General features: G+C 41.4%; 22 protein-coding genes and 1 riboswitch. Of the genes, 3 read left to right on the forward strand and 19 right to left on the reverse strand.

The genetic code is table 11. From position 1 onward, the window contains the following. Window positions 1–3 precede the first annotated feature (3 nt). From sufU to B9Y67_RS05680, 9 genes are all read right to left on the reverse strand, one after another. Entirely contained in the window at window positions 4–450 is a 447-nt protein-coding gene (sufU, locus tag B9Y67_RS05645; protein WP_085505800.1) for a Fe-S cluster assembly sulfur transfer protein SufU, read from the reverse strand. Continuing rightward, window positions 440–1,660 carry a cysteine desulfurase gene (locus tag B9Y67_RS05650; RefSeq protein ID WP_085505801.1) on the reverse strand — a complete coding sequence of 407 codons (1,221 nt, stop codon included), beginning with the start codon at window positions 1,658–1,660 and terminating at the stop codon, window positions 440–442. The genes sufU and B9Y67_RS05650 overlap by 11 nt, the downstream gene beginning before the upstream one ends. After that, window positions 1,660–2,970 carry a Fe-S cluster assembly protein SufD gene (gene sufD / locus B9Y67_RS05655; protein WP_085505802.1) on the reverse strand — a complete coding sequence of 437 codons (1,311 nt, stop codon included), beginning with the start codon at window positions 2,968–2,970 and terminating at the stop codon, window positions 1,660–1,662. The genes B9Y67_RS05650 and sufD overlap by 1 nt, the downstream gene beginning before the upstream one ends. 18 nt (window positions 2,971–2,988) lie before the next feature. Further along, window positions 2,989–3,774 carry a Fe-S cluster assembly ATPase SufC gene (gene sufC, locus B9Y67_RS05660; RefSeq protein ID WP_085505803.1) on the reverse strand — a complete coding sequence of 262 codons (786 nt, stop codon included), beginning with the start codon at window positions 3,772–3,774 and terminating at the stop codon, window positions 2,989–2,991. Between the two features lie 244 nt (window positions 3,775–4,018). Beyond that, window positions 4,019–4,159 (reverse strand): hypothetical protein, encoded by a 141-nt coding sequence (locus B9Y67_RS20615; protein ID WP_166761380.1) that lies wholly within the window; start codon window positions 4,157–4,159, stop codon window positions 4,019–4,021. Between the two features lie 235 nt (window positions 4,160–4,394). Further along, window positions 4,395–4,760 (reverse strand): carboxymuconolactone decarboxylase family protein, encoded by a 366-nt coding sequence (locus tag B9Y67_RS05665; protein WP_062440922.1) that lies wholly within the window; start codon window positions 4,758–4,760, stop codon window positions 4,395–4,397. A 143-nt stretch (window positions 4,761–4,903) separates the two neighbouring features. Next, window positions 4,904–5,743 (reverse strand): MetQ/NlpA family ABC transporter substrate-binding protein, encoded by an 840-nt coding sequence (locus tag B9Y67_RS05670; protein WP_085505804.1) that lies wholly within the window; start codon window positions 5,741–5,743, stop codon window positions 4,904–4,906. A gap of 108 nt (window positions 5,744–5,851) precedes the next feature. After that, the gene (locus tag B9Y67_RS05675; protein ID WP_085505805.1) at window positions 5,852–6,520 is read right to left on the reverse strand and encodes a methionine ABC transporter permease; all 669 of its coding nucleotides are present in this window, start codon (window positions 6,518–6,520) and stop codon (window positions 5,852–5,854) included. Continuing rightward, entirely contained in the window at window positions 6,510–7,538 is a 1,029-nt protein-coding gene (locus B9Y67_RS05680) for a methionine ABC transporter ATP-binding protein (protein ID WP_085505806.1), read from the reverse strand. The genes B9Y67_RS05675 and B9Y67_RS05680 overlap by 11 nt, the downstream gene beginning before the upstream one ends. Window positions 7,539–7,718: 180 nt before the next feature. Then, window positions 7,719–7,832, reverse strand: a riboswitch (SAM riboswitch). 201 nt (window positions 7,833–8,033) lie between these two features. Here B9Y67_RS05680 and B9Y67_RS05685 point away from each other — a divergent pair. After that, window positions 8,034–8,453 carry a TlpA family protein disulfide reductase gene (locus B9Y67_RS05685; RefSeq protein WP_085505807.1) on the forward strand — a complete coding sequence of 140 codons (420 nt, stop codon included), beginning with the start codon at window positions 8,034–8,036 and terminating at the stop codon, window positions 8,451–8,453. A 123-nt stretch (window positions 8,454–8,576) separates the two neighbouring features. Here the strand turns inward: B9Y67_RS05685 and B9Y67_RS05690 are convergent, their stop codons facing one another. The 9 genes from B9Y67_RS05690 to B9Y67_RS05725 form a co-directional block, all read right to left on the reverse strand. Continuing rightward, a complete protein-coding gene (locus B9Y67_RS05690; RefSeq protein WP_085505808.1) occupies window positions 8,577–8,891 on the reverse strand; it encodes a thioredoxin family protein in 315 nt (104 codons plus the stop codon). Window positions 8,892–8,903: 12 nt separating this feature from the next. Then, the gene (locus B9Y67_RS05695; RefSeq protein ID WP_085505809.1) at window positions 8,904–9,266 is read right to left on the reverse strand and encodes a toprim domain-containing protein; all 363 of its coding nucleotides are present in this window, start codon (window positions 9,264–9,266) and stop codon (window positions 8,904–8,906) included. Between the two features lie 79 nt (window positions 9,267–9,345). Continuing rightward, the gene (locus B9Y67_RS20420; RefSeq protein ID WP_139823741.1) at window positions 9,346–9,471 is read right to left on the reverse strand and encodes a DUF2553 family protein; all 126 of its coding nucleotides are present in this window, start codon (window positions 9,469–9,471) and stop codon (window positions 9,346–9,348) included. Window positions 9,472–9,521: 50 nt separating this feature from the next. Next, entirely contained in the window at window positions 9,522–9,905 is a 384-nt protein-coding gene (gcvH, locus tag B9Y67_RS05700) for a glycine cleavage system protein GcvH (RefSeq protein WP_085505810.1), read from the reverse strand. 99 nt (window positions 9,906–10,004) lie between these two features. Beyond that, a complete protein-coding gene (locus tag B9Y67_RS05705; protein ID WP_085505811.1) occupies window positions 10,005–10,361 on the reverse strand; it encodes an arsenate reductase family protein in 357 nt (118 codons plus the stop codon). A gap of 202 nt (window positions 10,362–10,563) precedes the next feature. Then, window positions 10,564–12,345: an acyl-CoA dehydrogenase family protein gene (locus B9Y67_RS05710; protein WP_085505812.1), complete on the reverse strand. Its 1,782-nt coding sequence runs from the start codon at window positions 12,343–12,345 to the stop codon at window positions 10,564–10,566. Between the two features lie 15 nt (window positions 12,346–12,360). Beyond that, on the reverse strand, window positions 12,361–13,536 hold the full coding sequence (locus B9Y67_RS05715) for an acetyl-CoA C-acetyltransferase (RefSeq protein ID WP_085505813.1): 1,176 nt from the start codon (window positions 13,534–13,536) through the stop codon (window positions 12,361–12,363). 32 nt (window positions 13,537–13,568) lie between these two features. Next, entirely contained in the window at window positions 13,569–15,968 is a 2,400-nt protein-coding gene (locus tag B9Y67_RS05720) for a 3-hydroxyacyl-CoA dehydrogenase/enoyl-CoA hydratase family protein (protein ID WP_085505814.1), read from the reverse strand. Window positions 15,969–16,197: 229 nt separating this feature from the next. Then, window positions 16,198–17,115 carry a proline dehydrogenase family protein gene (locus tag B9Y67_RS05725; RefSeq protein ID WP_085505815.1) on the reverse strand — a complete coding sequence of 306 codons (918 nt, stop codon included), beginning with the start codon at window positions 17,113–17,115 and terminating at the stop codon, window positions 16,198–16,200. Between the two features lie 235 nt (window positions 17,116–17,350). Between B9Y67_RS05725 and B9Y67_RS05730 the strand changes: the two genes are divergently transcribed. Together B9Y67_RS05730 and B9Y67_RS05735 are read left to right on the forward strand one after the other, a co-directional pair. Next, on the forward strand, window positions 17,351–17,608 hold the full coding sequence (locus B9Y67_RS05730) for a hypothetical protein (protein WP_085505816.1): 258 nt from the start codon (window positions 17,351–17,353) through the stop codon (window positions 17,606–17,608). A gap of 17 nt (window positions 17,609–17,625) precedes the next feature. Continuing rightward, a complete protein-coding gene (locus B9Y67_RS05735; protein WP_085505817.1) occupies window positions 17,626–17,952 on the forward strand; it encodes a spore coat protein in 327 nt (108 codons plus the stop codon). Window positions 17,953–18,107: 155 nt separating this feature from the next. Here B9Y67_RS05735 and copZ read toward each other — a convergent pair whose 3' ends face one another. Continuing rightward, window positions 18,108–18,314: a copper chaperone CopZ gene (gene copZ / locus B9Y67_RS05740; protein WP_028783617.1), complete on the reverse strand. Its 207-nt coding sequence runs from the start codon at window positions 18,312–18,314 to the stop codon at window positions 18,108–18,110. Window positions 18,315–18,340 lie beyond the last annotated feature (26 nt).

Below are 18,340 nucleotides of genomic sequence, written 5' to 3' on the forward strand. Positions count from 1 at the left end.
CGACTAAGACTGTCCTTGTTCGTCAACACCTTTTTCCATAGCCTTCCATGCCAATGTTGCACATTTGATTCTAGCCGGGAATTTCGATACACCTTGTAGTGCTTCGATATCCCCTAAATCAAACTCCTGTTCATCAATTTCTTTTCCTTGCATCATATCTGAAAAGACCTTTGACATCGCCAAAGCATCTTCTACACGCTTTCCTTTGACGGCTTGCGTCATCATGGAAGCAGAAGACATGCTGATGGAACAGCCTTCTCCATCAAATTTAGCATCCTTGACCATTCCATCTTCCACTTGCAGCTGCAACTGAATGCGGTCACCGCAAGTAGGGTTGTTCATGTCGATGGACATGTGGTCGTCTCCTTCAATCGTTCCACGGTTTCGCGGATTTTTGTAATGATCCATGATGACTTGTCTGTAAAGTGTATCCAGGTTGTTAAAAGACATCGCCAAAATACTCCTTTGTTTTTTGTAATCCTTCGACAAGTCGATCAATATCTTCTTCGGTATTATATAGATAAAAGCTGGCACGGGCAGTTGCTGATACATCAAGCCAGCGCATCAGTGGCTGTGCACAATGGTGACCTGCACGAACAGCAATTCCTTCCGCATCCAGTACGGTTGCTACATCATGGGGATGCACATCATCCAGGTTGAATGTAACAAGACCCGCCCGTTCTTCCGGTCCATAAATAGTGAGGCCATCTATTTCTCTCATACGATTCATCGCATAATCGACCAACCTATGCTCATGAGCTTCAATTTCCTCCAACCCAATTTCATTGATGAAGTCGATCGCTGCTCCAAGGCCAATAGCACCACCGATTATCGGTGTCCCACCTTCAAATTTCCAAGGAAGTTCTTTCCATGTGGAGTCGTAGAGATTAACAAAATCAATCATCTCACCGCCGAATTCAAATGGTTCCATGTCATTCAATAAGGCACGCTTGCCATAAAGCACGCCGATACCGGTTGGTCCGCACATTTTATGACCCGAAAAAGCGTAAAAATCACAATCTAAATCCTGTACGTCTACTTTAAGGTGAGGTGCACTTTGCGCACCATCAACGAGCATGACGGCTTCATTACGATGAGCGATTTCCGTTATTTCTTTTACTGGGTTAACTGTACCAAGTACATTGGAAACATGCATGACCGCTACAACTTTAGTATTACCGGTTATCGTTTCCTCAACATCTTCCAGGCTGATGGTACCATCTTTCTGCAATGGTATATATTTCAAAGTAGCCCCAGTAGCTTTTGCGACCTGCTGCCACGGAATGATGTTACTGTGGTGTTCCATCGGGGTAATGACAATTTCATCACCTTCCCCGAGCTTTGCACGCCCATAGCTTGTGGCTACCGTATTAATTGCTGTCGTTGTACCGCGAGTGAATATGACTTCCTGCGTACTTTTAGCATTAATAAACCTTCTGACCTTTTCACGGGCTCCCTCATATTCATCGGTAGCTTTCGTACCTAGTGTATGGACACCTCGATGGACATTAGAGTTATAACCTCTATAATATTCATCTAACTTTTCAATCACAGAAGCCGGCTTCTGTGAAGTTGCAGATGAATCCAAATATACAAGTGGATGTCCATTTACCTCTTGATCCAAAATCGGAAAAGATTGACGGACAGCTTGAATATCCATCAATTTACCTTCCTTTCAATAACCTGGGTCAGCTGCTCCTTCACTGCTTTAATCGGAAGCTGCTTAACAACCGGAGCAAGGAATCCATGAATGACTAGTCGTTCTGCTTCCTTTTGAGTAATTCCCCGACTCATCAAATAGAACAACTGCATTGGATCGACACGGCCCACTGAAGCAGCGTGACCTGCAGTAACATCGTCTTCATCGATTAGGAGAATTGGGTTAGCGTCACCACGCGCGTCTTTGCTTAACATCAGGACACGTGATTCCTGCTCTGCGTTTGACTTTGAAGCACCGTGTTCAATCTTACCAATACCATTAAAGATCGCCGTTGCTTTCTCCTTCATAACCCCATGCTGCAGGATATAACCTTCAGAAGCTTTTCCATAATGGACGATACGTGCCGTAAAGTTCTGCTTTTGACTTCCGCGACCTACAGATACTGTTTTTGCATCTCCAAGAGAGTTTTCACCCATCAAGTACGTGTAGTTTTCAGAGATCGTATAGCCGTCATTCATTTGGCCAAGAGCCCATTCTATTTTGGCATCACGGTCTGCAACACCTCGGCGGTTCACATAGGTAGTAGTGCCGGCACCCAGGTTATCTACCGCTCCAAAGGATACTTTTGCATTATCATGAGCAAAAACTTCTGTAAGGATATTAGTTACTGCCTCTTCTTCCTCATTATTTTGAGAAAGATAATTCTCTACATAAGTGACAGAACTGTTCTTATCCGCGACAACAATGACATGATTGAAAAGTGCTGCTTCCGGGTCTTCCTGCCAAAAGATTGCTTGAAGTGGTTCTTCCACTTGAACGTTCTCCGGAACATAGACGAATACGCCACCGTTCATTAAAGCGGCATGCAAAGCAGTGAGACGATGCTCATCTACTTGAATACCATCTTTCATGTAATACTTTTCTACAAGGTCACTATGCTCTCTCATAGCTGTATTCATATCCGTGAAGATTACACCTTTATCCTTCAATGATTGAGATAATGAGGCGAAAGCGACACGTTGATCACGCTGAATGAATAAGTTTTGTTCTTCTTTATTCTGATCGACAAAGTCTTTTATTTGATTTGGAAGATCAGCCAAAGAACTTAACTCTTCCCCACGTAGATCATGAGTGAATTTTGTAAAGTTCCATCGATCGATTTTGGTTTTGTCAGGCTTTGGCATTGGCAGGCGTTCCGCTTGCTGCAATGCATCCAGACGAAGGGTCTTCATCCATTCTGGTTCGTTCAAGCCTTCAGAAAATTTGGTGACATATTCTTTGTCGTATCCTAGTGAGATTTCTACTGTCATGGTATCCCTCCTATCTGATTACGCTTTTTGACCTACAGTTTCATCTTCGATTCCAAGTTCTTGCTTGATCCAGTCATAGCCTTCTTCTTCAAGTCGCTGTGCCAATTCAGGACCACCGGATTTCACAATACGTCCTTGCATCATTACGTGTACTTTATCAGGAGCGATATAGTTCAATAGGCGCTGATAGTGAGTGATGATCAGGCATCCGAAGTTTTCATCACGCATTTGGTTGATACCTTTAGAAACAACTTTCAGGGCATCGATATCCAAACCAGAGTCAATTTCATCAAGAATAGCAATTGCTGGCTTGAGCATCATCAATTGAAGAATTTCATTACGCTTTTTCTCGCCGCCGGAGAAACCTTCATTCAAGTAACGTTGTGCCATGTTTTTATCCATCTCAAGGAGATCCATCGTGCCGTCCATTTCTTTAATGAATTTCATCAAGGAAATTTCATCGCCTTCCTCACGACGGGCATTAATAGAAGAACGAAGGAAGTCAGAGTTCGTCACACCGCTGATTTCGCTTGGGTACTGCATTGCCAGGAAGAGACCAGCTTGCGCACGTTCGTCTACTTCCATTTCCAATACGTCTTTTCCATCAATATATACTTCACCCTCTGTGATTTCATATTTCGGGTGACCCATGACTGCAGATGCTAATGTGGACTTACCTGTACCGTTCGGCCCCATTACTGCGTGGAATTCTCCACCCTTGATTGTCAAGTTGACACCTCTTAAAATTTCTTCACCTTCAATCGCTACGTGAAGATTCTTAATTTCTAAAGTAGATCCTGCCATAACTAATACCTCCATATCTATTGTGAATCATTTTTTGAATAAGAACATATCCATTCTCAATCTATTCTCATTACAATCTTATATCATTTCGAAACTGTTATCAACTTTTTTCACTGTACGAATCGACTTTCTAAACCATTAGGTTTAAAAAATCCACTTTATTAGGATAACACGGACCTTCCTTATTATATAGATAAAAACAGAAAAAAATCAGGTGGATTCATCACCTGATTTTCCATATTTATTATTTATGCAATTGACGATCTACTTCAGCCACTATCTTACGGCTTTCTTCGTATTCCTTTTGACGACGTTGTTCAACTTTTAACCGCTGATCTAACTTATTGCTATATTCTGCATAGCCCATTCCGTGAGATTGCTGCATAGCTTTCTCCATTTCGGAAGTATAATTCAGCTTAAGTTGGTCGTTAATAATAAATCAATCCTTTCGGTTTTTGTATGCTATTAAGTGTAGCACAGGTATATTACCCAGACCAAAAGGCATTTAAACCAAAATAGTGGAATTGTATAGGAAATGTATTTTCATACAACAATTAACAGGGTACCATTCATACATCGTCAAAATTGCTCCATAATACTTCGGTATCCTCGAATTATACTTAATGTTGCAAATTTTGCAACTCTTGATATGCTTCCTGTACCAAAGTGACTGCCTGGCTCATTGCGGCCCCTCCACCAAAGGCTGCTGAGACTCCACAAGCTTCCATTATTTCCTTTTCACTTGCTCCTTGGTCAATGCATCCTTTTGTATGATAAATCATACAATATTCATCTTGAGCTACCACACTAATACCGAGTGCAATCAATTGTTTTTCTTTCTCTGTCAATTCGCCTGCTTCAAAACAAGCTTCTGTAAAAGCATTAAAATGATGGGCGATTTCCGGCATCTTCTCCGTAAATGTACCGATTCCGTGCTTATATTCTTGCAAGTATGCTTCAGTAAAAGTCATTTTATTTTCTTCCATATATAAAACCTCCCAGGATATTCATGCTAATGCTAGTATGAGCAATAACAGTCAAATTATCCTGGGAGGACATCAGTTAGAAAAACTTGGCTTGCCGCTATCTTCTTAGGCCTAGTCTTTGTATATTTTATACTTCTATCATATTACTTCGTGCCATCTACAGGAACGACAGCACCTTCGTATTCTTCTTCCATAAATGTTTGAATCTCTTCAGAACGCAATACTTCTACAAGCTTCTGCAAAGCTTCTGAATCTTCGTCTTCACTTTTTGCAGCTATTACGTTGACATAAGGTGACTCTGAACCTTCAAGGATAAGAGCGTCTTCACTAGGGTTCAATCCTGCTTCGATTGCATAGTTGGTATTAATAGCAACCAGTGCATTTTCTTCCCTTTCATAATTTGATGGCAATAGTTCCGCATTAATGCCGTCATCAAATTTAAGGTTCTTCGGATTTTCTACAATATCCTTGATAGTAGCGTCCACTTTTTCTACGTTTTCATCAAGCTTGATCAGTCCTTCTCTTTCTAATAAGGAAAGAATTCGGCCATGGTCTGCTACGGAACGACTTAAAAGTACATCTGTTCCTTCTGGCACCTCATCCACGCTTTTAATATTTTTTGAATAAATACCCATTGGCTCAATATGGATGCCGCCAAGGTTGACAAAGTCGTAATCATTATCAGCCATTTGCGTCTCAAGGTATGGGATATGCTGGAAGTAGTTCGCATCAATACGACCTTCAGCCAAGTCTTTATTCGGGAGTACATAATCCTGGTATTCTTCAATCTTCAGCTCAATTCCCTCTTCTTCTAAAAGAGGCTTTGCTTCTTGAAGTACTTCTGCATGAGGCACAGAAGTCGCTCCAACTGTCAGTTCTTTTGTATCAGAAGATGATGACTGATCTCCATCATCTGAACTGCCACAAGCAGCTAACACTGTGATTAATAATCCTGCTAAAATTCCAGTTAACCATTTTTTCATAGTAAATTCTCCTTTTTTATATGAATTGATTTTTTGTAACTAGTAGTGATGGCAAGGGATTTGCTCCCTTATCCGCTTCACTGAAAAAAATTCTTTCAAAACAAAGACTCAGCGTTTATCAATCGAACGTGAAACAGCGTCACCAACGAATTGGAAAATGAAAACGATCAGCACAATCAATATGGTACATACAAATACAACATCAAAGTCACTTCGCTGAAATCCATAGAAATATGCGAAATCGCCTAAACCTCCAGCTCCGATAACCCCTGCCACAGCTGTATAGCCAATCAGTGCGATTGCTGTAACCGTAAGACCAGAAACAAGTGCGGGCAAAGATTCTTTCAAAAGTACTTTAGAAATGATAGTTGAGGTCTTAGCACCCATTGATTTTGCAGCTTCAATCACCCCTTTATCTACTTCTTTCAAGGCTATTTCAACTAACCTTCCATAGAAAGGAGCTGCTCCGATAATCAAAGCTGGTATTGCAGCTTTCGGACCTCGTATCGTTCCCATCAAAAAGTCTGTAAATGGAAATAACAATAAAATCAATATAATGAAAGGTATTGCCCGGAATACGTTGACGAATGCTGCCGTTACCCAATTTAGAAGTTTATTTTCCCATAAACCTCCTGGGCGGGATAAATACAAGACCAATCCCAGCAGGATACCGAGCACCAGGGTGCCTGCTACAGAGATGATGGTCATATATAAGGTCTCATAAGTAGCTGTTACCATGTCTTCTACTTCCACATTAGGAAATAAATTACTCAACATTAGGGATCACCTCCACTTCTACAGAGGTTTGTTTGATATAGATCTGCGCTCTTTCAATTTCATCTTTATTACCTTCTACATGAACAAATAGCGTGCCATACGCCCCTTTTTGAGTCTGTGTGATTTTTCCATGCAAAATGTTTAGAGCTAGATTGAACTTTCTGGACAGCTCGCTTATTAAGGCCTGGTTTGTACTTTCGCCTACAAAATGGAGACGTAACACTTTTCCTGACCTGTATTTCTCATGAATCAATGCTAAGGAGTATTCCTGATCGGGATCACCCATAACTTGATCCACGAACTTCTTCGTCACTGCCTGCTCTGGGTGAAGAAACACATCAAGTACCTCCCCCTCCTCCACGACCTTTCCATTTTCCATCACTGCAACGCGATGGCAAATTTTCCGGATTACATGCATTTCGTGGGTAATCATAATGATCGTTAAGCCTAATTTTTCATTGATATCCACGAGTAAATCCAGGATAGAATCGGTCGTCTCGGGATCAAGTGCTGAAGTTGCTTCATCACACAAAAGCACCTTAGGGTTATTCGCTAATGCCCTCGCGATACCGACACGCTGTTTTTGACCGCCACTTAGTTGGGAAGGATATGCGTTTTCTCTTCCTTTAAGTCCTACCAGTTCGATCAATTCCATTACTCTTGCTCGTCTTTTATCTTTAGGTACACCAGCTATCTCTAACGGAAAAGCGATATTATCTCTGACTGTACGAGACCAAAGCAGATTGAAGTGCTGAAATATCATCCCGATTTCCTGACGGGCAAGCCGCAGCTTATTTTTGCTCATGCTAGTTATTTCCTGCCCATCTATCGTTATAGAGCCTCCTGTGGGATCCTCCAGACGATTTAATAAACGGATGAACGTGCTTTTTCCAGCTCCACTGTATCCGATAACACCGTAAATTTCCCCGGCTTCAATATTTAGATCGAGATGATCAACCGCAGTGACATCCTGGTCTTTCGTGTGAAAGACTTTAGATAAATCTTTTATAGAAATCATTCTGTGCTGCCTCCTACTTCTTGCTGATGGTTTAAAGCAAAGAAAATGCTGCTTGTCTCCGAGTCTTACTTAGAAAGACTTTAATTCCAACATTTCCATAAAGTATTACTTACTTTATGCATAAAAAAACACCTTCTGCTTAGAGAACAGAAAGGCGCTTAGGTAACAAGCTGCTCCGTTCTCTTATCTGTCAGAGCTTATGAACTCTGCAGGAATTGGCACCTTTTCAAGATTGGAAAACTTGACGGTTGCCGGGCTTCATCGGGCCAGTCCCTCCACCACTCTTAATAAGAGATGTGATTAATTTTAATACTTTAATCCGTTTAAGTGTCACAAAAAAGATTGTAGCATGTGAGCGAAATTATTGTCAACAAAATTCGATTAATTCCGGCAAATAAGTATTCTTACCATGCAATACTACTTCTGATATGCGTTGCCTTCCTTTTGTATGGTAGGATAATGACAGAATTCTATGCATACGGAGGAGGTTTCTATATGGAGAAAGCGCCACTTTTCCAATTGCCTTATATCAACAATTCTGGCGTCTATGATTTACAAGATGATCTCGGAAAAGTAATCGTTCTTACTTTTTGGGTATCCTGGTGTCCAGACTGTTCCAGAGATTTGCCTATGAAAGAGCAGTTATTCCGATCCATGGACTCAGACAAAATACGTCTTCTTACTATTAATGTTGCAGGTCGGGAAAGAGAAGGCGATGCAGGAAGAGCATTCGCTGAAAAATTCCTGACCCAGCCCACTTTAGTGGATGATGGCAGAGCAACTTATGACCAATACCAATGCAGCGGTGTACCAACCACCGTTATTATTGATCAATACGGTAATATTTCTGCGAAGTTCGGAGATAAGGCAGAGTTTCTTGAAATAGTTGAAAAAATTGGAGAGTTAGTGAATTAACAGCTCCTAACAAAGCAAAAAGCCGCAATACATATAATTTCGGCTTTTTGCTTTATTTAAATTGAAAATAAACTCTTAAATTAGACCAAAGCTATTCTTAACGTTATTTCTCGGGAAATAATGTTAGGAATTGACGTGTTTAGACACGATCCTCTGCATGTAAGGAACGGAATGGAAAGCGTAAACCTTATCCTTCACTTTGCCTTTGGAGATAATTAATAAACAAGGTACACCTTCAATTTGGTTTTCCTGCATGAATCCGGGATGCAACGATGCATTCAAATCAAAAAACAGGTCTTGCTGCCATAATGTTTCAATCGTATCAAGCATTTTTCTCGCCATGCGGCAAGTCCCACAAAATGGGCTATGAATAAAAATCATTGCACTCCTATCACTTTTAATAAAATCTTTTTCTGATGTCAGTTCTAGTACTTCCATCCTATCCACCCTTCATATCAGGTAAATCGGTTTGACGTGTAAATGTTGGCTTAAGAGTGCCCGAGCTAATTCGGGTTCAGGAGTTGTTGCTACTTCCCGATAAGCTTTGTCCACATATATATGTTCAGCATGCGGCAGTTCATGGGTCAATTGTTTCCTCAATTTATGACCTGAATCATCCTCATCCACCAGAATATAGACAATGCGATCATCGAGATTATAATCGAGAATCATTTCCTCCATCCGTTCTACCCCAAGCGTACCATGCGTACACAAGATTTCCACCTGATCATGATCATCCAATATCTTCTTTATATGTTTTTTATCTGTAATCCCTTCTACAATTAGAATTGGGACTTGGTTTTGATCGTTCATATCGGGATCCCACCCAGTTCTTTTAGTAAAACAGACCATGCTATCATGATAGCATGGTCTGTGGGTATCTAACGTTTATTCAACACCAGCCGCCACCATCACAATCTACATATCGACGGACCTTCGGCGCCTCTTGTTTTGCGGTTTTGGTTTTACGCTGGCGCTGTCTGCCAGTAGTATTGGCAGTTTTTTTAGACTGACTCATTTTTTCCATAAGGTCACCCCTTGAACTTAGGGTATCCCCTATTGAAAAAATTAGTCTTCTGTGATCATTTCTTCATATTGATCAGCTGTCATCAGTTCATCCATCTCTGAATTATCAGTAGGCTCAACAATAACCATCCATGCTTTTTCATATGGAGATTCGTTAACAAATTCCGGAGAATCTTCCAATTCCTCATTAATTTCAACGACTTTACCGCTGATTGGAGCATAAAGCTCAGAAACAGTCTTTACAGATTCTACACTGCCGAACGGCTCATCTGCTTCAAGCTCGTCGCCTACTTCTGGTAATTCCACGAAAACGATGTCGCCAAGCTCAGATTGTGCAAAGTCTGTAATACCAATACGAACTTTTTCTCCTTCAACTTTTACCCATTCGTGCTCTTCGGAATAACTTAATTCTTTTGGCAAACTCATGACTAACCCCTCCAAATTATAATTATTATAAATAAGCTGCAATACTAACATAAAAGCTTTCTAATTATTATGCCAGTGATATGCTCATTTTTAGAAGCATTATTTCCAAGTATTCTCGAAATCAGCTTCTTTAAAACCTACAGTCACATCTTTTCCATTTGTTACGATTGGCCGTTTGATCAGCATTCCATCAGAAGCTAACCACTTTATCATTTCATGTTCATTGGCTTCCTTAAGCTTGTCCTTCATACCAAGTTCGCGATATTTCTTGCCGCTGGTATTAAAAAACTTTTTAGCAGGAAGACCGCTTTTCGTTATGTAGTCCTGCAGTTGGGACTCTGATGGTGGATGTTCAACTATATGCACAGTTTCATACTCGACACCGTTTTCATCCATCCATTTCTTGGCTTTTTTGCATGTTCCACATTGTGGGTACCAATAAAAGGTTACTGCCATTGGCTCTTTCCCCCCTTATTATTTACCATGCTTTTATTCTATCACAATCTGATAAAATATTTCATTAAACAGTGGAAGCAGCACCAATTTTTTCATTACTCAACGAGAAGGCTGTCACCTTTCCAAACAAAACAAGGCCGGTTCACTTTCCCAATGAACCGGCCTTGCTATATCCGTACGTGTGACCCCCTGTTAGCTATCTTTATACGATATATTTCTCTTCTTTGATCAGATTGGCAGCAATCTCCCGTTTCTTAGCGATGATATTGGAAGGTGTATGGCGTGTCAATTTCTTCAATGCCCCCAACATCATACGAAGTGTATCGCCCGATTCAGATGCAATTAACGTTTCTTTTGCATGAGCTTCAATACGGTTGAATGCTTCCTGGACATAAACTTGTGTGTACAGTAACTTTTGCTGTGCTTTTTCAGGAGATTTATTCATTGCTTTCTCCGTGCGCAGTACTGCTGATTCCATGTTATAGATTTCAGCGACGATGTCCGCGATATTAACAAGCAGCTCTTGTTCTTTTTCTAATTTCTCTCCGTATTTTTGAGCTGCTAGACCAGCTGCCACAAGAGCTATTTTTTTCGCATTTTTCACCAAATACTTTTCTTGCTCCAATGGTTCTGTGCCCGGATCTTCAGGCATCATCATCATTAATTCTTCTTGCAGGGACTGGGCTTTTTGCAACAGTGGCAGTTCGCCTTTCATTGCTTTCTTCAACAAAGTTCCAGGAACAATCATCCGGTTGATTTCATTCGTTCCTTCAAAGATCCGGTTAATTCTGGAATCACGGTAAATACGCTCCACTTCATACTCCTGCATGAATCCGTAGCCCCCATGAATTTGCACCGCTTCATCCGCTGTAAAGTCCAGTAATTCTGTACAGAATACTTTATTTAATGAACATTCGATCGCATATTCAGCAATAACCTTTGCCACTTCTTTACCATCTTTCAACTGTTCATCCGTAAGTTTACCCATGCTTTGTTCAAAAAGCCCGACAGTACGGTAGACAGAGCTTTCATTGGCGTAGGTGTTTACAGCCATGGAAGCCAGTTTTTCCTGGATCAGCGAAAAGCTGGAAATAGGTGTCTGGAACTGCTTTCGCTCATTAGCATATTTCACGGCAAGTTCGATAGCACGTTTGGAACCACCTACGCCACCAATAGCTAATTTATAACGGCCGACATTCAGGATATTAAAGGCGATAATATGCCCGCGTCCGATGTCTCCTAACACATTCTCAACCGGCACCTGTGCATCTTCCAGCACTAACGTTCGAGTGGATGAACTTTTGATCCCCATTTTCTTTTCTTCCGGTCCTGTAGATACACCTGGATAATCTCTTTCTACAATAAATGCTGTGAATTTATCTCCATCTATTTTTGCATATACGACGAAGACATCAGCAAAAGCAGAGTTTGTAATCCATTGTTTTTCACCATTCAAAACATAATGGGTTCCAGCTTCATTTAGTTTAGCAGTAGTCTTCGCACCTAAAGCATCGGAACCGGAGCCTGGTTCGGTTAAAGCGTATGCTGCAATCAGTTCACCTGTCGCAAGCTTCGGCAAATATTTTTGCTTTTGTTCTTCATTACCAAAAAATACAATAGGAAGAGAACCGATGCCTACGTGCGCTCCGTGTGTTACAGAAAATCCGCCTGCCCGGGAAAACTTTTCAGTAATCAATGAGGAACTGATTTTATCCAATCCAAGACCGCCATACTCTTCCGGGACATCGACACCTAACAGCCCCAGCTCACCAGCTTTTTTCAGCAAATCGACAGAATGTTCGAATTCATGATTTTCCAGGTTATCTATTTTGGGGACAACTTCTCCAAGCACAAAATCTTCTGTGGTTTTCGCGATCATTAAATGTTCATCCGAAAAGTCCTCTGGTGTAATAACATCCTCCGCTGCTACATCCTCGATTAAAAATCCGCCGCCCTTGAACATTTTTTCCTTTGTTTCACTCATTGTATATTCCTCCCCTTATAATAATTCGAACACTCCAGCTGCACCCATTCCGCCGCCAATACACATGGTTACGACACCAAATTGTTCGTTGCGACGCTTCATTTCATGCATTAATGTAAGCGTCAGCTTCGTACCAGAACAGCCCAGCGGATGGCCTAATGCAATTGCCCCGCCATTAACATTGACTTTATCCATATCAAGACCCAGCTCTCTGATAACACGTAACGATTGGGAAGCAAAAGCTTCATTAAGTTCAAACAGTCCAATATCGGATTGCTGCAGTCCAGCTAATTTCAGAGCTTTCGGAATCGCTGCGATTGGACCGACTCCCATGATTTCCGGCTCTACACCCGCTACTGCAAAGGATCGGAATTTGAGCAAAGGTTTTAGTCCTTCCGCTTCTGCTTTATCCTTATCCATCACTAGTACAGAAGCAGCTCCATCACTCATTTGTGACGAGTTTCCTGCCGTTACTGTACCTGTAACCGAAAATGCAGGCTTTAATTTTGCCAGTATTTCCTGCGTTGTTCCTGGCCGCACGCCTTCATCCTGTGTAAATAATATGGTAGTTTCTTTTACCTTATTATTTGCTCCCAACTGTCGCTCGGTAACTTCAACTGGGACAATCTCATCCTCGAATCTTCCAGCTTCTATTGCAGCAGCTGCTCTTCTGTGACTTTCCACTGCAAAGGCATCTTGTTCTTCTCTTGAAATTTCAAAACGGGTTGCTACCTCTTCCGCCGTATGCCCCATAGACATATAGTAGCCTGGGGCATTTTCTACAATCTCTATATTTGGCTTGATGACATGACCGGGAACAGGAACCATGCTCATCGATTCGGCTCCTCCTGCAATAATAGAACCACTTTGCCCCAGCATGATTCTTTCCGATGCATAGGCGATACTTTGTAAACCAGAGGAACAATACCGGTTAATCGTTATCCCGGGAATTGTATGAGACAATCCTGCCAGTGCACCGATATTGCGCGCCATATTCATCCCCTGCTCTGCTTCCGGGATAGCACATCCGATAATGACATCATCAATTTCGCCTTCATAGTTCCCTGCACGTTTCAATGTTTCTTTTATGGTTAATGCCGCCAAATCGTCCGGCCTTGTGTTAGCAAGCGTTCCTTTTTTCGCTTTCCCAACAGGCGTTCGAGTTCCTGCGACTATTACTGCTTCTTTCACATTACCTTCCCCCTTTGGTTAGATTCCTGTCCTTAGTTTCTTAAAGGTTTGCCTTTCAAAAGCATATGCTGCATACGCTGCTGAGTCTTAGGTTCACCGATAAGGCTCAGGAATGCTTCCCTCTCCAGATCCAGCAAGTATTGCTCATCTACAAGCGTCCCTTCTTTCAAACGTCCGCCTGCTAAGACGAATGCCAATTTTTCTGCGATTTTCAAGTCATGTTCCGAGGCGTACCCTCCATAACCAAGTGATTTTGCTCCAAGCAGCATGGTAGCGTAACCTTGTTCACCTACAACGGGAAAATTAGTACGTTTTGGCGCACGATATCCGGAATGAGCAAGCCCTAAAACCTTTTGCTTCGCATCATGAAGCAAGTGATCCCCATTGACACTTATGGCGTCCTGTTGATCAAGGAAGCCGTTCTCCCTTGCTTCTTCACCTGATGTAGAAACCTTTGCCATGGCAATCTTCTCAAAAACAGCATTGGCAACCTTCTGCAGGTCGATATCTACGCCTTGTGGAATATTCCGCAAATGTTTCAAGTAAAGCTCTTTGTTTCCTCCTCCGCCAGGAATAAGTCCCACTCCCGCTTCCACAAGACCCATATAAGTCTCCTGTGATGCCTGGATAGCACTCGATGGCAGGCAAACCTCAGCTCCTCCGCCTAACGTCATACCGAATGGTGCAGTTACTACTGGTTTATCTGAATATTTAATATTCATCATCGCATCCTGGAATTTCCTGACGACTAATTCAATTTCAAAGAAATTATAATCTTGTGCTTCCATCAGCATCATGCCTAAGTTTGCGCCGACACAGAAGTTTTTGCCTTGATTACCGATCACCAGCCCTTCAAAGTTCTGATCCACCTCTTCAATCGCATCATTGATCATCTGTATGATATCCAGACCGATGGCATTGCTTTGAGAATGGAATTCCAGACCGGCCACCCCATCCCCAAGGTCAATCAGGCTGGCACCAGCATTCTTTTTGATGACATCCTTTGTTTCCTTCAGACGCTTGAGGTTAATCTCTTTTTGATTGAACTCTTTTTGCTGATAATTGCCGTCCGCATAGTAGAAAACGTTTCCATTTTCCTTTTTATAAAAGGACTCGCTTCCAGAGGTGAGCATCTCATCCACCCATGCCGGGACGGTCATACCTTCTTCTTTCATACGATCAACTGATTTCTTCACACCGATAGCATCCCACATTTCAAATGGGCCCAGCTCCCAGCCGAAACCCCACCGCATCGCTTCATCAATCGAAGGAATATCATCGGCTATGTCACCTAGTAATTCTGCTGAATAAATCAGTACTGGAGCTACTACGGACCAAATCAAATCACCAGCACGGTCCCCTTTAGCTGAAACAAGAGCTTTTAATTTTCTTTTTGTTCCTTTTTCCTGTTTTGTCAACTCTGTAGCCTTTGTTTTCAATTTCTTTCGTTCTTCATATTCGAGTGTTTCTGGATTCAACTCGTATATTTCGCTTCCTTTTTCCCCTTTTTTCTTAAGGAAAAATCCTTGCCCACTCTTAGATCCCAGCCAGCCTTTTTCCTGCATTTGTTTCATAAATCCTGGCACTTCAAACACTTTCTTTTCTTCTCCATCTACTTGCTCGTAAACGTTATTCGCCACATGGATAAACGTATCAAGACCAACTACATCAAGGGTACGGAAAGTAGCACTCTTTGGCCGGCCGATCATTGGCCCGGTCACAGAATCAATTTCCCCTACACTGAAACCCTGGTCAAGCATTTCCCGTACAGTTACAAGCAGCCCGTAAGTTCCGATACGATTGGCAATAAAGTTAGGTGTATCCTTTGCTTCTACAACGCCTTTGCCGAGAATATCCTCTCCGAACTTTTTCATGAAAGCAACTATATCCGCGTCGGTATGTTGAGTTGGGATCACTTCTAATAATTTTAAATATCTAGGCGGATTGAAGAAATGCGTGCCAAGGAAATGTTTTTGGAAATCTTCCGAACGGCCTTCAGCCATTGCTTCAATCGATATACCGGATGTATTGGAACTGATTATCGACCCAGGCTTTCGGTGTGTATCTACTTTTTCATAAACCTTTTTCTTGATCTCCAGATTTTCAACAACAACTTCAATAACCCAATCTACATCTGCCAATTTGTCCATATCATCTTCCATATTCCCGACCTGTATCATATCCAGGTTCTGTCTGCTTGTTATTGGGGAAGGTTTCTGCTTTAACAATCCCTGCTTATTCATGGCTGCGATTCGATTGCGAACACTAGAATCTTCTAATGATAAGCCCTGCTTCTTTTCTTTATCCGTCAATTCACGAGGCACAATATCCAACATCAATGTCGGGATTCCAATATTGGCCAAGTGGGCAGCAATACCGGCCCCCATGACTCCAGAGCCCAATACGGCGGCGCGCTTGATTTTGCGATTCATTACTTTTCCCCCTATCCCTTTTGAATGAATACTCATTCATTTTAAAGCTAAAAAAATAAGATAGTCACCTATCAACATCTATTCTTACTATAAAATATTTTCAGACATTTCGCAATCGTTTTTGTGTAACTAAGGAAAATTTTTCTTTATACTGGCACAGCCAAACCTCGCTGGCCCTAATAAAAGAGGAAGAAAACCCTGTTTTTTTCTTCCTCCTGCCTGTTACATACTATTTTTTTAAGACGCCTTTCAATACGAATGCTACATTAGCTGGACGCTCTGCGAGACGGCGCATGAAATAACCGTACCAGTCGTTGCCATAAGGTACATACACACGCATATTATAGCCTTCCTTCACTAATTCTTCCTGGCGCTCCACCCGAATCCCATATAACATCTGAAATTCGAATTGATCATTAGAAATGTTATGCACTTTCACTAATTGTTTGGTGTAGTCAATCATAGCATCGTCGTGGGTTGCCACTGCTGTAAAATTTCCATTTAATAAGTGTATTTTTATAATTTCTTTGAAATTTTCATCTACGTCCTTCTTTTCGGGAAAAGCCACCTTTGGTGATTCTTTATAAGCTCCCTTGACCAGGCGTAAATTAGGGTTGTATTGATCAAGCTCTTTTATGTCTTCTACCGTGCGGTATAAATAAGCCTGGAGTACCGTACCTACATTATCAAACTCTTCACGGAGTTCCTTGAAAATATCTATAGTCTTTTGACAGCGCTCGAAATCCTCCATGTCAATCGTTACAAATACCCCATATTCTTTACCTGCCTGTAAAATCCGTCTCATGTTTTCCATAACGAGATCATGAGAGATATCCAGCCCCATGGACGTCATCTTTAAGGATAATTGGGAATCAAGGTTATTTTTTGAAATGGCCTTAATCGCTTCTATACATTCATCTGCTGCTTGTCTTGCTTCAGCTTCGCTGTCAATGAATTCTCCTAAATGATCTATAGTTACCGACATTCCGTTTTCATTTAGCTTTCGGATTGTCTGAACAGCGTCAGGAATCGTTTCCCCAGCTACAAAACGGCCTGCCCCAAACCTCAATCCGTATTTTTTAGCTAACTTAGTGAAAAATTTATTTTTGGATAAAAACAGAAAGAAGTTACGTAACAACTGTTCCATGATGCATCCCCCTACACCAAACTTTTATCTAATTATGTGAAATTTACAACATGTAATCGCTATCACACTTACATTCTATCATTTTTCATAGTATGTGGGTATAATTTAGCAAAAATAATCAAAGAAACGGACAAAACATAAAATTTTGTTAAAAAACATCGAAATTCGCCCCTTTCCTAATAGGAAATGGCTAATAGGACAAAATAAACCTGATAAATCTTAAGGAGGTCATCATATGCAACAACAACAGCCTGGTATGCAACAAGCCCAGCCGATGGCACAGCCGCCTAACATGGTAAGCGGAAAGGACCAGCTTTATATTACGGACATGCTTTCCTGGAATTTGAATGCCTGTAAAAAGGCACATTTCTTTGCCCAGCAATGCCAGGGTCCCGAGCTGCAAGCCGCTTTGGAACAAGCTGGCCAAATGCATCAGAGACACTATAACAAAATTTTAGAGCACTTGAACAATCAATCGCAACCAATCAATTAACAAGGAGGGTGTATAGTATGAATCAACAAAGCCAAAAGATTCAAAACCCTGAAACGAGCGTACCGAAAACACCGCAAATGAATGAACGTGACTTCGTCAATGACCAATTATCGACGGAAAAATACATGACGGATGCCTACAACATTGCTATGAATGAAGCAAGTAACCAAAACCTTTATAATGACCTTGCTGCTATTTTTAAAGAAACACAAGACTGTCAGCGTGATCTGTTCAATCTCATGTTCAAGAAAGGCTGGTATGCCCTGGAGCAAGCCGATCAGCAAAAAATGCAGCAATCCTACCAGCAATTCAGCGGATACAAAAACCAACTCCCTTATCAGTGATTAGAAAAACTCGGCTTGTCGCCAAGTCCTTATGGCGAAAGCCTAGTTTTTCTTATAGTTTGACCCTTTAACAAAGTTAATCTTTCTTAAAGTGTAAAAAAAGCTATCTTGAAGGGGCGTCCCTTTCAAGATAGCTTTTCATCTGTTAAAAGCATTTATCCGACGACATCATAACCTTGGTCTTCAATTGCGTCTTTCATTTTTTCTTTCGTTACAAAAGCTTCGTCATATTTGACATCTACTTTACCTGCATCTAAGTGAACTTCTACACCGTGGACACCTTCCAATTCCTCTAAAGCTCCTTTGACCGCTTTTTCACAATGCCCGCAGGTCATTCCATTTACTTCTAAAGTCATTTCCATACATGAACATCCTTTCTCTTTAAACT

The organism is Thalassobacillus devorans (assembly GCF_900176565.1).
Classification (GTDB): domain Bacteria; phylum Bacillota; class Bacilli; order Bacillales; family Halobacillaceae; genus Thalassobacillus; species Thalassobacillus devorans_A.

Coding starts and splice junctions, on each gene's coding strand:
- B9Y67_RS05690 (WP_085505808.1), bottom strand. CDS start 8,891: ATGGAAGTACTAGAACTGACATCAGAAAAAGATTTTATTAAAAGTGAT.
- B9Y67_RS05685 (WP_085505807.1), top strand. CDS start 8,034: ATGGAGAAAGCGCCACTTTTCCAATTGCCTTATATCAACAATTCTGGC.
- sufD (WP_085505802.1), bottom strand. CDS start 2,970: ATGACAGTAGAAATCTCACTAGGATACGACAAAGAATATGTCACCAAA.
- sufC (WP_085505803.1), bottom strand. CDS start 3,774: ATGGCAGGATCTACTTTAGAAATTAAGAATCTTCACGTAGCGATTGAA.
- B9Y67_RS05670 (WP_085505804.1), bottom strand. CDS start 5,743: ATGAAAAAATGGTTAACTGGAATTTTAGCAGGATTATTAATCACAGTG.
- sufU (WP_085505800.1), bottom strand. CDS start 450: ATGTCTTTTAACAACCTGGATACACTTTACAGACAAGTCATCATGGAT.
- B9Y67_RS05730 (WP_085505816.1), top strand. CDS start 17,351: ATGCAACAACAACAGCCTGGTATGCAACAAGCCCAGCCGATGGCACAG.
- B9Y67_RS05735 (WP_085505817.1), top strand. CDS start 17,626: ATGAATCAACAAAGCCAAAAGATTCAAAACCCTGAAACGAGCGTACCG.
- B9Y67_RS05705 (WP_085505811.1), bottom strand. CDS start 10,361: ATGGCAGTAACCTTTTATTGGTACCCACAATGTGGAACATGCAAAAAA.
- B9Y67_RS05720 (WP_085505814.1), bottom strand. CDS start 15,968: ATGAATCGCAAAATCAAGCGCGCCGCCGTATTGGGCTCTGGAGTCATG.
- copZ (WP_028783617.1), bottom strand. CDS start 18,314: ATGGAAATGACTTTAGAAGTAAATGGAATGACCTGCGGGCATTGTGAA.
- B9Y67_RS20615 (WP_166761380.1), bottom strand. CDS start 4,159: ATGCAGCAATCTCACGGAATGGGCTATGCAGAATATAGCAATAAGTTA.
- B9Y67_RS20420 (WP_139823741.1), bottom strand. CDS start 9,471: ATGAGTCAGTCTAAAAAAACTGCCAATACTACTGGCAGACAGCGCCAG.
- B9Y67_RS05725 (WP_085505815.1), bottom strand. CDS start 17,115: ATGGAACAGTTGTTACGTAACTTCTTTCTGTTTTTATCCAAAAATAAA.
- B9Y67_RS05675 (WP_085505805.1), bottom strand. CDS start 6,520: ATGTTGAGTAATTTATTTCCTAATGTGGAAGTAGAAGACATGGTAACA.
- gcvH (WP_085505810.1), bottom strand. CDS start 9,905: ATGAGTTTGCCAAAAGAATTAAGTTATTCCGAAGAGCACGAATGGGTA.
- B9Y67_RS05650 (WP_085505801.1), bottom strand. CDS start 1,660: ATGGATATTCAAGCTGTCCGTCAATCTTTTCCGATTTTGGATCAAGAG.
- B9Y67_RS05710 (WP_085505812.1), bottom strand. CDS start 12,345: ATGAGTGAAACAAAGGAAAAAATGTTCAAGGGCGGCGGATTTTTAATC.
- B9Y67_RS05695 (WP_085505809.1), bottom strand. CDS start 9,266: ATGAACGATCAAAACCAAGTCCCAATTCTAATTGTAGAAGGGATTACA.
- B9Y67_RS05680 (WP_085505806.1), bottom strand. CDS start 7,538: ATGATTTCTATAAAAGATTTATCTAAAGTCTTTCACACGAAAGACCAG.
- B9Y67_RS05665 (WP_062440922.1), bottom strand. CDS start 4,760: ATGGAAGAAAATAAAATGACTTTTACTGAAGCATACTTGCAAGAATAT.